General features: G+C 51.7%; 21 protein-coding genes and 1 pseudogene. 1 reads left to right on the top strand and 21 read right to left on the bottom strand.

The genetic code is table 11. The annotated features are described in order from the left end of the window. Positions 1 to 40: 40 nt before the first annotated feature. The 18 genes and pseudogenes from AWJ19_RS22545 to terS form a co-directional block, all read right to left on the bottom strand. Positions 41 to 592 carry a hypothetical protein gene (locus AWJ19_RS22545; protein ID WP_068727240.1) on the bottom strand — a complete coding sequence of 184 codons (552 nt, stop codon included), beginning with the start codon at positions 590 to 592 and terminating at the stop codon, positions 41 to 43. Between the two features lie 18 nt (positions 593 to 610). Further along, positions 611 to 946 (bottom strand): hypothetical protein, encoded by a 336-nt coding sequence (locus AWJ19_RS22540; protein WP_068727239.1) that lies wholly within the window; start codon positions 944 to 946, stop codon positions 611 to 613. Between the two features lie 2 nt (positions 947 to 948). After that, the gene (locus tag AWJ19_RS22535; RefSeq protein WP_241781852.1) at positions 949 to 1,404 is read right to left on the bottom strand and encodes a minor capsid protein; all 456 of its coding nucleotides are present in this window, start codon (positions 1,402 to 1,404) and stop codon (positions 949 to 951) included. Next, entirely contained in the window at positions 1,355 to 1,807 is a 453-nt protein-coding gene (locus tag AWJ19_RS22530; RefSeq protein ID WP_068727235.1) for an HK97 gp10 family phage protein, read from the bottom strand. The genes AWJ19_RS22535 and AWJ19_RS22530 overlap by 50 nt, the downstream gene beginning before the upstream one ends. Continuing rightward, positions 1,800 to 2,090, bottom strand: coding sequence for a hypothetical protein (locus AWJ19_RS22525; protein ID WP_241781851.1), 291 nt, complete (start codon positions 2,088 to 2,090; stop codon positions 1,800 to 1,802). Before AWJ19_RS22525 ends, AWJ19_RS22530 begins: the two co-directional genes overlap by 8 nt. A 23-nt stretch (positions 2,091 to 2,113) precedes the next feature. Then, complete coding sequence (locus AWJ19_RS22520; protein ID WP_068727292.1) at positions 2,114 to 2,497, bottom strand: hypothetical protein; 384 nt, start codon at positions 2,495 to 2,497, stop codon at positions 2,114 to 2,116. Between the two features lie 9 nt (positions 2,498 to 2,506). After that, entirely contained in the window at positions 2,507 to 2,860 is a 354-nt protein-coding gene (locus AWJ19_RS22515) for a hypothetical protein (RefSeq protein ID WP_068727231.1), read from the bottom strand. 61 nt (positions 2,861 to 2,921) lie between these two features. Then, a complete protein-coding gene (locus tag AWJ19_RS22510) occupies positions 2,922 to 4,124 on the bottom strand; it encodes a major capsid protein (RefSeq protein ID WP_241781850.1) in 1,203 nt (400 codons plus the stop codon). Continuing rightward, positions 4,111 to 4,689, bottom strand: a complete 579-nt coding sequence (locus AWJ19_RS35965) for a hypothetical protein (protein ID WP_198536621.1) — start codon at positions 4,687 to 4,689, stop codon at positions 4,111 to 4,113. Before AWJ19_RS35965 ends, AWJ19_RS22510 begins: the two co-directional genes overlap by 14 nt. 14 nt (positions 4,690 to 4,703) lie before the next feature. Next, positions 4,704 to 5,411, bottom strand: a complete 708-nt coding sequence (locus AWJ19_RS22500; RefSeq protein WP_068727228.1) for a scaffolding protein — start codon at positions 5,409 to 5,411, stop codon at positions 4,704 to 4,706. An 88-nt stretch (positions 5,412 to 5,499) separates the two neighbouring features. Further along, positions 5,500 to 5,748, bottom strand: coding sequence for a hypothetical protein (locus tag AWJ19_RS22495; RefSeq protein ID WP_198536622.1), 249 nt, complete (start codon positions 5,746 to 5,748; stop codon positions 5,500 to 5,502). Next, entirely contained in the window at positions 5,745 to 5,978 is a 234-nt protein-coding gene (locus tag AWJ19_RS22490; protein ID WP_068727224.1) for a hypothetical protein, read from the bottom strand. Before AWJ19_RS22490 ends, AWJ19_RS22495 begins: the two co-directional genes overlap by 4 nt. A gap of 3 nt (positions 5,979 to 5,981) precedes the next feature. Beyond that, a complete protein-coding gene (locus tag AWJ19_RS37390; protein WP_277815834.1) occupies positions 5,982 to 6,113 on the bottom strand; it encodes a hypothetical protein in 132 nt (43 codons plus the stop codon). A 6-nt stretch (positions 6,114 to 6,119) separates the two neighbouring features. Next, entirely contained in the window at positions 6,120 to 7,172 is a 1,053-nt protein-coding gene (locus AWJ19_RS22485) for a phage minor capsid protein (RefSeq protein WP_068727223.1), read from the bottom strand. 1 nt (position 7,173) lies between these two features. Beyond that, entirely contained in the window at positions 7,174 to 8,382 is a 1,209-nt protein-coding gene (locus AWJ19_RS22480; RefSeq protein WP_241781849.1) for a hypothetical protein, read from the bottom strand. A gap of 143 nt (positions 8,383 to 8,525) precedes the next feature. Then, positions 8,526 to 8,672, bottom strand: coding sequence for a hypothetical protein (locus tag AWJ19_RS36830; RefSeq protein WP_241781848.1), 147 nt, complete (start codon positions 8,670 to 8,672; stop codon positions 8,526 to 8,528). Between the two features lie 16 nt (positions 8,673 to 8,688). Then, positions 8,689 to 10,118 (bottom strand): annotated as a pseudogene (locus tag AWJ19_RS22475) (DEAD/DEAH box helicase family protein). After that, positions 10,108 to 10,983 (bottom strand): phage terminase small subunit, encoded by an 876-nt coding sequence (terS, locus tag AWJ19_RS22470; protein ID WP_068727219.1) that lies wholly within the window; start codon positions 10,981 to 10,983, stop codon positions 10,108 to 10,110. The pseudogene AWJ19_RS22475 and the gene terS overlap by 11 nt, the downstream one beginning before the upstream one ends. An 86-nt stretch (positions 10,984 to 11,069) precedes the next feature. Between terS and AWJ19_RS22465 the strand changes: the two genes are divergently transcribed. Next, entirely contained in the window at positions 11,070 to 11,471 is a 402-nt protein-coding gene (locus AWJ19_RS22465; protein ID WP_068727217.1) for a hypothetical protein, read from the top strand. A 229-nt stretch (positions 11,472 to 11,700) separates the two neighbouring features. On the opposite strand, the gene AWJ19_RS22460 is transcribed toward AWJ19_RS22465, so the two are convergent. The 3 genes from AWJ19_RS22460 to AWJ19_RS35960 all read right to left on the bottom strand — a co-directional run bounded on the left by AWJ19_RS22460 (position 11,701) and on the right by AWJ19_RS35960 (position 12,600). Further along, positions 11,701 to 11,991 (bottom strand): hypothetical protein, encoded by a 291-nt coding sequence (locus tag AWJ19_RS22460; RefSeq protein ID WP_068727215.1) that lies wholly within the window; start codon positions 11,989 to 11,991, stop codon positions 11,701 to 11,703. A 170-nt stretch (positions 11,992 to 12,161) separates the two neighbouring features. Further along, positions 12,162 to 12,356 carry a hypothetical protein gene (locus AWJ19_RS22455; protein ID WP_068727214.1) on the bottom strand — a complete coding sequence of 65 codons (195 nt, stop codon included), beginning with the start codon at positions 12,354 to 12,356 and terminating at the stop codon, positions 12,162 to 12,164. A gap of 43 nt (positions 12,357 to 12,399) precedes the next feature. Beyond that, positions 12,400 to 12,600 carry a hypothetical protein gene (locus AWJ19_RS35960; protein WP_068727212.1) on the bottom strand — a complete coding sequence of 67 codons (201 nt, stop codon included), beginning with the start codon at positions 12,598 to 12,600 and terminating at the stop codon, positions 12,400 to 12,402. Between the last annotated feature and the right edge of the window lie 106 nt (positions 12,601 to 12,706).

Here is a 12,706-nt window from a genome sequence, read left to right as displayed (position 1 = left end):
GCAACCAGCCCTCTCCCTGAATAATTCTGTTCGGATATTTTTAAGCTGTGGCTGTAATATCGCCCCAGGTGTAAAGTAGGCCCTTCGGCGTTGCGTTAACATCCGGATAAGCCATCGCTGCCACCGTCAGGCGCAGGTTGTTATCCAGTACAAATGCAGCGTTCATGTCAAACTTGATACCGACCGACTCGATGTAAATGAACCGGGACGGATCAGTGACACCCTGCGGCTTGATTACCGCCCGCTTCCGCGGCAGCTCCTTGCCCGCCAGACCGGTAACCTGATACTTCACTTTAGCTGGTGTATCACCATCAACGATCTTGAAGGCATTCGGGTTATACGAAATGACCTTTTCAAAGTCCATATCCGGAGTTTCGAAGTTGATTGCACCTGTCGTTCCGGTAACGATCGATTTCACCGGCGCGGTACCTGTCTGGTCAACCGTAGGCTCGAAATAAGTGGTTGTAGTCGTGAAACTGATGCCGCCTTGTGTCAAATCGATAGTGATTGCATCAGACTCTTCCGTCCCATCTGCGTTGATCCCCCAGGTAAAGATACCGGGACCGGCGTAAATCTTATTAATATCACTCATGGATTATTTCACCCTCTCTTATGATTGCAGGCTGAGTACGCCCACCAGAATGTCTGTGCTCACTGAAAAATCTACAAGGACAAATCCACCTTGATTGTACAGTTCGGCGTCAAACGGACCGATGAAGCGCTGCTCCCCCGCCGGCACGGCGATCACCTTCTGTCCGGTGCGGCCGTACTTATCCGCAGCCATAGGAATGGTCACATTCACTGAGCTGCCGGAACCATTATCCACGAACAGCAACTGGCTTCCGTTATTTTGGAACTGCATGTCATCTGCGGAATTTGCCGCCTGTGTCACCAGTTCCACTCCCGCCATACTTGCGGTTGATCTCGCTATCGTAGCTCTTGCCACGGTTATCCCTCCTTGGTGTAAAACTCAAAATTGGTTGAATACATTGGATGATCCTTGGTGTCCAGCCCTAGATAGATCGGCTCCATCGTCGCTGTACTGGCGAAGACATGGGTGCTGCCTACCAGGTAATTCGGCTTCCTATGCAGCAACTTCTTCAACTGCTTAGCCAATGCCTCGGTCGCCGCCATGTTAGCAGGCAGAGTCTTGTAGGACTTGCCTTTGACGATGATCTGATAGGTCGGCCGCTCCGTCGGAACGTAGTTATGCGGCGGACCGCCACCAGAATCCATGACAAAAAGACATGGCAGTTTCGCTTCGGGTAGATCCGCAGAGATAAAGTTGGCGTCCGGATAGACGGTGTACCCGGCTGCAGTCAAATAAGCAATCAATTCAGTTGCAAGCACGGCATCACCATCCTTCCAGGAGCCCGGATAACTCCTCCATGGCCCATTCCTCATTCATCTTAATTGCATTCTCCAGGAACTTCTTCCCGGGGGAGTATCCGTTATAATTACCTTTGCTCAGGGTCTTCTCACCTGGCTGCAGCTGCACGATGGCACCGGACGGTGTCTTGTTGAACCCCTCATGCTGTATGACGGCATAGGCATTCACCTCAGGGCTGGTACCGAAGTCAATGTACGCCAGCCCTATCAGGTGCTTGACCTCATCAATGTCGAGTGCCGCCTCCAGATCACCTTCGTCCAACGGAGCCAGACGCTTCGCATCGTGGATGATCTTAAGAGCAATCTTGGTCAACTTTTCATCCAGCCGCTTGTCAATATCCTCATCCAGTTGATCCAGCCGGGAAATGACCGTCTCCAGCCCGGTCAGGTCTAAGGAAAATCCGCCTGTATTAGCCATAGAGCACCACTTCCTTCACATCATCGGTGCCGAGGTACTTCCGGATCTCATAATGCTTTACATCGATGCGAACCTCGTTACCAAGAGCATTGGTGTACATAAGCCAATCATCCATGCCGACAGCGTTGACTCCCTCCAGATAAACGGTGTAAGCGACCTGAATGTCCTCTCCTCTGGCGTTCTTGACGAGCTTCTGTTCCTCGACCACCTTGGCATCTTTTACGACAGGATCGGCCGGGATAGGCCGCCCCCATTCGTCCACACCGGGGTGATAGTGTGTCACCGTCGCTGGGTATCCGAAGAGACTCATAGTAAGCACCCTCCATACTGTTTCTGCAGGGCCGATGCGGCCTCTTCTTCCGCCAGTTCATCAGCAGTAGGACCAAGCATGTCATGGACGTCAGGGGCAACAGCAGGCCGGGCTCCGTCCTTGTAGCTGACAGTCTCCCCGTTGTCGGTTACCGTTTTGACGTTGTGCTTTTGATATTTCAGCGCCGGATCAATACCCTGCAGTTCCCAAATGGCTTGCATCGCAACCATCGGCACGGTCAGTACAATCGCAGGATACCAGCGAGCGAGGTTCCGCTCTGACTGCGTGACGGCGACAGCCGGCTTCTTGGCTTTGTCCCAAGCCTCAGAGTCGAGCACATTGGCTGCGATCCATGCGCTGACCTCTTCGGGTGTAAACATTTCCATCACCTACTTCTTTTCAGCTTCAGCAATTGCAGTAAGCAGATCCTCGACCGATTTTTCTTCGGTACCCTCGATGCCAAGTTCTGCTGCCTTCATCTGCAGGTCAGATTGCTTTTCTGCGATTCCTTCCTGCAGTTTCTCCTTACCGAGGCGGCCGGCATTGGATACGCCGAGCAGTTTGGCCCGTTCGCGCAGCTCCTGCAGCTCAGCGGCATCATCGTCCGGAAGAGGTTCCACTTCCTCTGCATATCCCTGAGAGATCAGATCATTTGCAATCTCATCGTCCACCTTGCGGACAATTTCCCCCGGCTTCAACCATTTGCCGCCGTTCTTCACAACGCCTTTCAGTTTGATATCCACTTCGTTCACCCTTTCTACGTGATAATACGTGATAAAAGAAAGGAGCCCCGGAAGGAGCTCCTTAAATTACAGTTGCAGAGACTACGCTGTCGGCCCAAGCGAATGCCGGGAAGGACAGAGCCACACCGGCAGTCCGCAGGCGGATCGGATTCTTCGTCCAATCACGGAACACGTAAATCCCCATATCACCTGTCTGGACGGCATCGATCTCGGCCATCATTTCCTCAGTTGTCTTGGCCCACAGATAGTTACCCAGCGGACCGTCTGGCAGCAGTACGAAGCGGTTTTCCGGCATCATGCGGACAGTGGTGAAGCTCAGTTTGCCATTAGTCAGCGCACGATCCTCAGTACGGGCCTGAGTGTCATACGCAACGATGGTCGGGAACTCCATCTCGTCGAAGACGGATTGCAGTTGTGCCCGGGTGAGCTGCGGCGGCTGAGCGTTGCCACTTGGATTGCCATGATAGTGCTGGCGGATGCTGAGGTTTCGGCGCAGCAGTGTGATAATCTTAGTGCTGGTCATTGCGCGGCTCAGGATGATGCCTTTTGCTCTCCATTGATCAACCCAAAGTTGAATGTCATTCAGAGGAGTGGAATTCTCGATATCATCCCACTTATCCGTACCACTCAGCACCGGCTTCTGGTCAGAAGTGTAATTCCAGGTGACATCAACCTTCACGTTACCCTCAGCATAATGCACCTCACCTTGCCAAATAGCCGTCATAGCGATCCATTCCCGGCGGGCGCGGATAGCATTGACGGCATAATCAGCATCATTCAACTGCTCAGTGCGGAGCTTATTGCGTTCCGCGTCACGCAGACCATAACTCTGTGAAGCTTGGAGTGCCATGCGCACCAGTTTCTCATCCATGTATCGGCCACGCTGGATTTTCGGAATGGTTACTCTGTCACCCGTCAAACCTTCACGAGAGCCGTATTCAACCTCAGTTCCCAGCTCGGCGATCTGTGCCATTACCGGCAATGTGGAGCCGCTGTTCCGGATAATATCAACGGTCAGCTCGTCCGTTTCTTCCGGAGGGAACAGCAATGGATGCAAATATTCGTTGTTGAACTCCAAGCTGCGGGAATAAACCAGAAGATCCTCCCCGGTCAGTGCCTCTTCCAGTGTCAGCTCAATCGGATCTCCATCAGCAAAGAGCTGCAGGTTCAAAGGCAGGCGACGAACGCCGGAACCAGTGATTACATTGTTATTTTTCATAGTGCTTCTCCAGTCCTCTCTATAAGTAGAATTAGGCGAAATCAATGCGAGGCATCTTAGCACGCAGGGCAGCATCCACTGTAACCGGTACACGGGCTGCGATGATCTTGGCAACCTCATAGCCGCCGACCACATGATCGCCATCCTTGACGTTTACCGTGTGCTTCAGGATAACGGTCGGATTATCTCCGCCACCAGTGGTTGTAACAATGCCGTTTGCAGTGGTGTAAGCATTGGTGGTTGCGGTAAAGGTAACAACCTTGGTATCCCGGTTGATGGCAGTAATCGCCTTGTTCTCATTGGCGGTACCGTTGTTCAGATTAATGGTGTCACCCACAACCAGCCGGCTCACATCGCTCAGCGTGGCTGAAGTGGCGCCGGAAGCAACATTCGCGGTCAGGGTCAGTCCACCGGTGTACGGCCGGAACTTTCCATTTGCTTGAATTCCCACCGGCATGCCTTTCTTGATAATCTTGTCGCCATTCGCATCAACAGGCACTGCTGCAGAATCAATGGTGATGCCGTTGGTCACCTCACGGATAACTTCGAACGATGCCAGAATTTCATATTCGTCATGGACCGTCACACGCGGTCTTGGTTGCAATCTCACAGTTCATTCCTCCTTTAATTTCTTGCCCAAGGGTTATGCACAGTTGAAGTACCTGGTGCAGCCCCGCGGCTTTTGGCCAGCTTCACGATATCCTCTTGCCGTTTCTTCCTGTCTTCGGGAGTGGAAGACGAAACATCTGCACCGATCCGTCCACTGCCCTGCTTCGCCTTAAGGAGATGCGGCTTCTTCTTGGCCAGAGCTTCAAGCGCCTCTTTCACGCCCTCCAGCTCGCCCTTGTCGTTCTCCTTCACGGCGGTCAGGTCAGACAACACGCGGGCGTCCTCCCAGTCGGCGAATCCGAGTTCGTTCGCCAGCAGCTTCACCTCGGCAGTAAGCAAGCGCTGGAAGGTCTTCTGATTCTGCTCCTTCTCACGCTCCTTGATTTGCTCGTCAACCAGACGGCTGACTTCCGCAGGGTCAAGTTGTCCCTTTTCTTTGTCCTTATCCTTCGGATTCTTCAGGGCGGCTTGCATGGCTTCAACCGAGTCGTAGCCCAGCTCTTTTGCCAGAGTGAGCTGTCCTGCTTTCTCTGCACGGGAAACACGCTTTTGAACAGCTGCATCCAGCTCAGCTTGGGTAAATGTCTTACTACCTCCAGCATCGCCGCCGTTACCACCAGCACCACCACCGTCACCGCCCTCTCCGCCGCCTTCGCCACCTTCAGCGAATAGTTGCAGGTCCAAAAGGATACGTCTTGCCGATCTTGCGATATATTCTTTCATGGTATTGACCTCCTGTTTTATGCCCGGGTAGGCTTCCTCGGTAGGCAGTTTAAAGTCGTGCCACGGTTTGGACAAAATAAAAAGCCGCTTATTCAGCGACTGGTTCATACGTAGCTTCAAAAATATCCGGTTTGCAGGGATATACTTCACCTTTAATTCCACGAATAATCCAATCGCCGAGGTCAGCACGCATAACCCCTTCAAGAGTATTGATAAGAATGACACCGCCAGGCTCCCTGCCTGCATCAGCATCATCAAGCCAATCCGGCCATCCTGTGTCGTCAGCATTTTGCCATGCTTCAATCACTACCGGTTTTTTTCGATATTTCACGACTATCCCTCCCTGATCTGGTTCATCACATCATCCTTACCGCATTCCAGCAGACCCAGAGCTTCGGTATTTTGGATATGGCTCCAAACGGTTTGAATCGAACCGTCAGCCAGCTTCACGACAGCGATGAAAGACTCGATACGGCCCTGCTCTGCCGCTTGCTGAAGACTCCCAGCACAGGCCAGAGGTGTTATTTTACCAGCACGATTGTTGCGCCGCTCTCTCACTTCATCCAAGGCTTAACGCTCCTTTCGTTTGGAACAGTGGCTGCCGACAACGACCATAGCCATGATAAATAGCCAGAGCGGCCAGTAATGTAGCAGCTTCTCACCTTCCGTCATGTGGATCATATCGTCCATAAACTCATCCACGGTCTATCATCCTCCTTGCCTCTTAATCTCGCGGTTCACTTCCCGGAAAAGCTCCTGCAGCTCTGCATACCTTGCAGTCTTCCTGACCTTAAGACTGGCGAACTGCTGCAGATTGGGTGTATCTTCCGGCAGCACGGCCTTGTACCTGATCCACTGTTTCCGGGTCTCGTTCTTACGGGACTTCTCCCGCTGCAGTTCGTTGTACCGCCGCATATTCGCCGCCGTTCGGTTATCAGTAAACGGCCGGTTGCTGTCCAGGATGACCTGCTCGATCTCATCGGCAGAGGTGTACTCCTCCACCCAGACCGACATCGAATGAACGCAATGGCTATGGTACGGCGGGCGCCGTTCCAGCCGCGGAAAACGCGAATCGCTGCCGCTGATGCTGTAGACACGTCCCTGGTATACAGCGCACACCGGACAAGTGATGCCGACGCTATTGATGTAAACCAGGTCCATTCCATTCTGCACAGCCATGTTCTCGGTACCGGTGACATGCGCTTTACGCTGATGGTACTGCACAACCCCGGCCATGTACTTGTCGGCAGGGATGCGGGCGCCGTTTTTGGATATCATGCCGGTGATGCCCTGCTTATTAACAGCAGCGACAGCATTCTGTGTAGCCTGCCGGCGGCTGACTCCCTCGAGTAGTGACTGCTCATTTGCAATCCTAATGGCATCTTCAATACGCTTTTTAGCATCACGAGTCATATGTTCGGACGCCTCAAGGATAGAATAAAATCCCTCATCTGAGATCGATTGAGCCGCTCCCTGGTGTATGATTTCCTTGATGGTAACGTCCATTGCTTCCCGCGCAATCCCGGCAGCAACCATCTGCTCAACAGCCACAGCAGCCCCGCTGCGGTACTCCTCGCCGATCAGATCAGCCAGGCCTTGCCCGGCATCATTGACCAGCTCCGCGATAATCATATCCACCTGCTGCAGTAGCTGCTGCCGGCGGCGGTTGCTGATGTTACCGTCCTGTAGGATCTGAACCAGGGCACGAAGCCGCTCATCCGCTAGAACATACAGCGCAATCAGTTCCTCCGTTGTAGCCATATTACACCGTTACCCGGGGCGGCTGCGTGTAGGTTGGGTTAAGTGTATCAACAGCTTTGTCATCCTGAATTTTCTGAATCTCGGCTTGAATTGCCTCTTCGCTCCAGTCAGGATGCAGCCGGCGGACAGTGGTCTCAAGCGATTGGACACCATCTGCATACTTCTTGCTCTCTTCTCCATCCTTCTCGGACTCTGCTTTCGGCAGCATGTCGCCCCACTCTATTACCGGGTTTACTGGTTTCAATTTGACGGAGCCAATTGCGTTCTCCAGCAGCATGCACTTCCTCACTGCATCCTTGATGGCTGCATCGAACTTATCCTTGATGGCTTCGGCCTTGATTACTGACTGAATCCAAAGGTAGAGCAGCGCGATACCGGTGTCCCCCTTGGCATCCTCCAGCCCAGCTGCCTGAACGGATGTCTTACTGACGGCCAGCATGTAACGGATAAGGCGCTCTACATGTCCAAACGACTGTGTCGTCTTGGCGTCCCAGGTGATGTACTGCGGGATGGCCCCGGTCTTATCGTCATAGCTGACCACTTCAAGATCCGCTCCGCGAACAAACCTCGCGCCATAATCCCGCTGATTCTGATTGGCAACTGTATCCCAGAGCGCTCGGGGAATAGCCAGCTTCGGCTTGCCATGCTTCTCGAATACAATGGAGTCCCGGGTAATCGTCCAGTTTATTTCCTCCTGGATCGTATCAATGTTCCGGAGAGCGGACCGGCCGCGGGGATGCCGCAGGGTTTCATCGTTGGTTACATCGCCACAAAGCAACTCGCCAATGTCAGGCAGCTCCGCATCCTCAGGGATATCAAGGCCATGGTCATCGGCATACTGCTGCGTATCCACCAGATCACCGACAGTGTCACCGTCCATCTTGTAAACGAGCTGTTTAATGGATAGGTCATCCCCGCTGAGCTCCTGCCGCTCGACCCGGAGGAAACGATCTATGGCTCCTTGGCCGTTATCCCATTCCTCAATCCACGCGAGATCAGCACCCCGGCCGTTCTCATGTGGGAAATATTGATCTCCCAGCAGCCACTCGAACCAGACTTTGCCGCCGCCATCCCGCCGGATTCGGTAAGCTGTCAGACCGTCAACCTGGTGCTGCACGACAGCGGACCATATTTTCGCATTCGGCTTTGACTCTGTAACAACGCTGGCCACAAAATCCAGCTCAGGGCCCTGCTCGATATCGGCGGACACATTGCCCAACGCACGGTTAATCAGGTCAGCCGGTACTTCTGCAACCAGTGAGGCAAAGTTAACTACGACATATTGATGCTCCGTGGTAACTTTGATCTCAGCCGGTCGTCCGCGGCGGTAGCGTCCTGGGTGTGAACGGCGTATCAGCCGTTCCGTCGTCTGGATATTACGGGCCGCGGGAAGATCAGGTCATGATCGCCGTCATAGAGCAGCCGGTAATAGTGCATATCCTCGACCTCGACGTCATACGGGGCTGGTGGGAACTGCTTCTTGCTGTAAATGATGGTCAATGTTCTCTCTCCTTTCTTACCAGCCTGAAGGCCGTTGATTGGTATAATGCATATCCTTCTCGCTTACAAACGACAGGATCACAGCGTCAGCTCGGTCAGGAGAATCAAGCCCGCGCTTCTTCATGTCCTCTTTTCGCTCCAGGGCAAGCCTACCTTTACTGGTCATACGGTATTTTCGCTGGGATAGTTGAGTAATTAAGCGCTCGTCATTTGGAAGCTCAATCTCTACTGGTCCGCCCTGCAGATGTTTGGAAAAGGACTCCTGCAGAACATCCCGGAGCACAGCCCAAGATTCGGTACCCTTGTTTTCATAGTGTTCCAGCTCGTCATCGGATGCCTTTCCGCCGTTGTTCACCGGTATTACCCACCAATCGGTCAGCCCTTCTTCCAGAATGACTTCGTTCAGGCGATCCGTGACCCCGCCGCCGACGCCGCTGTCATCGACCTTGATCTCAACACGGCGAAGGCTCGGCCTATCCCGTAACAACTCCCGGCCAGCAGCAATAACCCTGCCAGCGGTAACCATGGTGTCCTGCTTGCTGTAGCAATGCAGAGGAAACACCTTCATGCCAATCCGCAAAGCGATAACCGTCTCATCATCACCGAAGCGCGCCACGTCCACTCCAATATGGAGAGTGTCGCCGCGGGCTTCAACTTGAGCAGCTGCCGCGAGCTCGACCAGTTCCAACGGGATAAACGCATCCGCTTCTGCCTTCGGAAACTCTCCGAAGACACGTACCCGGATAACGTCGCTGTCCGCGCCGTATTTTTCAATCAGCATCTCGATGTTCTCTCGGCTGGTTCGCTTGCTATCCCGGCTATCAACCTTGTGCGTCTGGAACTTCGCCCGGTCCCGATTATGGGAATCATAAAAACCCCACTCGTTCGAGTCGGGTTCCCGCACATCAGAAGCTTATTTTCATCACCAGACAGCGTACCAAGGATGGCTTCCATGATCTGATCCGCAACGCCAGATGCTTCGTCCACGATGAATAGCATGTAGTCCTCATGGAAGCCCTGCATGTTTTCCGGCTTGGTCGCTGTACGCGCCGTAGCGAACCAGCGCTGCTCATGCCCGACCATGTAAATTTTAGTCTTGGTCCACTTGAGCAGGTTCTTTACCAAGGAGCGCTCCAGCCATTTGGACACCTCTGCCCAAAGGACATCATGCAGCTGCTGCTTGGTCGGAGCGGTACACACTACCTTGGGATTAGGTCGGCAGCAGAGGAACCAGATGACAAGTGCAGCCTCGAAGGCTGTCTTACCCACACCCTGCCCCGAGCGGACACTGGTGCGTGGATGCATGGATACATCAGCCATTGCTTTCCGCTGCCAATCATCCGGATCGAATCCGAGCATATCCTCGGAGAAGGCAACAGGATCATCCCAGTAGAGATCAATCAGATCCGTCAGAGCAGCAACGGCGTTATACGGCTTACTGCTCATGCTGTTCACTCGCTTTCATTGCTCTTCGCCGTTCCGCAATCTCACGAATCGCATCCGTCCAGCTCGCGGTCGCACCTTCTGCCCCCTGCAGCTTCTGAAGCTCGATCTGAAGGATTGCTGTGCGGACCTGCTTTTCCTCATCGACAGCGATGAGTTTGTTCTTTAGCTCGATGGCCCGGATCTTCTTGTCCTGGATACGGGTGAGGGCTTCTTCCAGCTTCAGAATGTCATCCAGCTTGCGGAACGTCTTCTCCTCAACCTTGGACAGCACCATTTCATCCCGGGTAACCGGAACACTCTTGGTGATGCCGGACTTCTCATCATGGACCTTGCCCATGCCCTTGATGCTTTTGAGCTCCTGCAGCTCGCTGCGCTCCTTCTCAGAAAGCCCGTCCATCAGGTTCTTGATTCGCTGCATCATTCGGCGCTCACGGACGGAGAGAAGGGCTATAGATTCATCAGCCTGGGCAACCGGATCAGTGTTGATATGATCCATGAGCTGCTGCTCGGCTTCGGTAAGGGTGTCCATCCAGATGGTCTCATGCTCACCAGTAGTGACGGCCTTCTTATTACCGAAGGGACCACCGTGGCCGCCCCGATTACCCAGCGCATTCTTGCTTCCGGGAGGAGCGCCGCCTTTATTGCCGACAGCATTTTTGTTGCCCTTCGGCGCGCCGCGCTTTTGTTGTACAACAGTTTCGGAAGATTGTTGTACAACATTCCACCGATCCCGCTGCTTCCAGACGGCGACCTTCTTCTCGTCGACGTTCAACTGCTCGGCGATCTGCCGGTTGGTTATGTTGCCGCCGTGATCCAGCCATATCTGTTTCGCCTGGTCACGGTTCGGATCTCTTGCTCTGGCCATTACATTATCACCACCCCCGTAAAAATATGTAAACTCATAATTCATTTTTGCCGATAATGAATATAAAAATATTGGGAGGCAATTGAATGTCATACGCAGCAATACGTGAAATTGAAAAAGACTTAAGATCAAAAAAAGAAGTTGATCCAGATGACATCAAGGATGCAAAGAGTAAAATACAAGATTTAAAAAATCGTGGCATGATAACTGATGAAGAACTTGAATATACTAAAATTATGTTTCAAAGTAGAGTGGCTAAGTCTCCATCCATTTCAAACTCATTATCAATATCAGCTATTGCTATTTCTCTACTCACGGGAGCATTTAGCATAATCAAAACTGATGATGCCTTTTATCAAATTTTATATACTATAGCTACAGTCTCTATCGCGATAGTAATGTTATTCTTCAATTCCACCAATAATAAAACCTACAATTCATGCGCTTCCTGCACAATAATGATTGCTATAATTGATGAAATTATTTAATTATTGTTTGGTGTTGAGCTTGGCTACTCAATATTGAAACCGACTTACTTATGTTAAGTCGGTTTTGCTGTAGGGTCAGGCTTAAATCCGTCATCACGCTGCGTGGCTTGCTCTGTCCTGCCATTCTCCAGCTTTCTTCTGCCATTCGGACATACAACCAAACAACGCCTTAAATCGACTCACAGAAGGTCATTTACAGGCATGAAAAAAGCACCCGAAGGTGCTTAGATTAAAAAGTGATACCGTCCTTTCTTAACGCTCCATTTCCTCTGAAGGTTATCAGGCCACTTTCAACGGATTCATAGGTTGATATAACATCGCCAGAGTAAACCGCTCCGTTTTCATCTGTACCTTCAAACTTCATGTCATTTCCGAACTCGTCAAAAAGAAAATGTTTATCGCTATCAACCAGCAACTCATAATCTTTGAGCCCGTTCACAGCCGAAATATTGATGATTACACTTTCAACTTCAACAGGTTTACCATCAAGTGAAAAGGTTTTGAGTTTGATATTTACCAATATTGTGCACCTCCCTTCAACATCACATTTCGACGCTCAGGAAGTTTTTCCCTTCTGGCAAACAGGCCTGCTACAAAACTGTGCTGATTGCTCCCACCTACCCCAGATACAACCTTTACACTTTTCAGGCTGCCGCGGCGGATCCTTCTGCTGTATTCGCTTCTTTGCCATTAGAAATCAACCTTCTTTCCGGGAATATACCAAGCGTTATCGCTGCCTTTGAACAGCATCGGGCTATTACATTCGACGCAGAATACTTCCTCGCATTCATCCAGAGCAGACTGAGGAATAAAAAGGTTCCTGCCGCAGCAAGGAACGATCAGGCCGACAGCAATGCGATTTTGCTCATCCAGTTTTGAATTCATGGCTGCTGCTCCTTTCGGCAAAATAAAAAAAAGCCGCTGAATCTCAGCGACTTCCCCATATACCACTAAAGTATGTAATTGCACCTAATAAGAACATTGCTAAAAATACTGGAGTAATTTTAACAAGTATGTTCCTCATTAAACCCCGTTCCATTTTTCTTACGATTATTGCCAGTGCTACACCTACAAGGAGCAGCACCAGCATTGTCATAATCAATGGTCCGGCAACTTCCCATATATCCATATAATCCCTCCTGCTACTGTTATTCGACAACAGGGATAAAATTCCTGTAAACATAAAAAGCGGCGTCCGCTCCGCATCCGCAGCAAATGCGCTGCGCTCTTTGCTT

Source organism: Paenibacillus sp. DMB5 (assembly GCF_001517085.1).
In the GTDB taxonomy this organism is placed as follows: domain Bacteria; phylum Bacillota; class Bacilli; order Paenibacillales; family Paenibacillaceae; genus Paenibacillus_AQ.
The sequence above is the reverse complement of the archived record's forward strand: the minus strand, read 5'-3'. Positions and strand labels throughout refer to the sequence as shown.

Bases quoted from the DNA above. Each gene is read 5' to 3' on its own strand.
- AWJ19_RS22545 (WP_068727240.1), bottom strand. From the start codon at position 592: ATGAGTGATATTAATAAGATTTACGCCGGTCCCGGTATCTTTACCTGG.
- AWJ19_RS22535 (WP_241781852.1), bottom strand. From the start codon at position 1,404: ATGAGGAATGGGCCATGGAGGAGTTATCCGGGCTCCTGGAAGGATGGT.
- AWJ19_RS22530 (WP_068727235.1), bottom strand. From the start codon at position 1,807: ATGGCTAATACAGGCGGATTTTCCTTAGACCTGACCGGGCTGGAGACG.
- AWJ19_RS22520 (WP_068727292.1), bottom strand. From the start codon at position 2,497: ATGTTTACACCCGAAGAGGTCAGCGCATGGATCGCAGCCAATGTGCTC.
- AWJ19_RS22500 (WP_068727228.1), bottom strand. From the start codon at position 5,411: ATGAAAGAATATATCGCAAGATCGGCAAGACGTATCCTTTTGGACCTG.
- AWJ19_RS22485 (WP_068727223.1), bottom strand. From the start codon at position 7,172: ATGGCTACAACGGAGGAACTGATTGCGCTGTATGTTCTAGCGGATGAG.
- terS (WP_068727219.1), bottom strand. From the start codon at position 10,983: ATGGCCAGAGCAAGAGATCCGAACCGTGACCAGGCGAAACAGATATGG.
- AWJ19_RS22465 (WP_068727217.1), top strand. From the start codon at position 11,070: ATGTCATACGCAGCAATACGTGAAATTGAAAAAGACTTAAGATCAAAA.
- AWJ19_RS22455 (WP_068727214.1), bottom strand. From the start codon at position 12,356: ATGAATTCAAAACTGGATGAGCAAAATCGCATTGCTGTCGGCCTGATC.
- AWJ19_RS35960 (WP_068727212.1), bottom strand. From the start codon at position 12,600: ATGGATATATGGGAAGTTGCCGGACCATTGATTATGACAATGCTGGTG.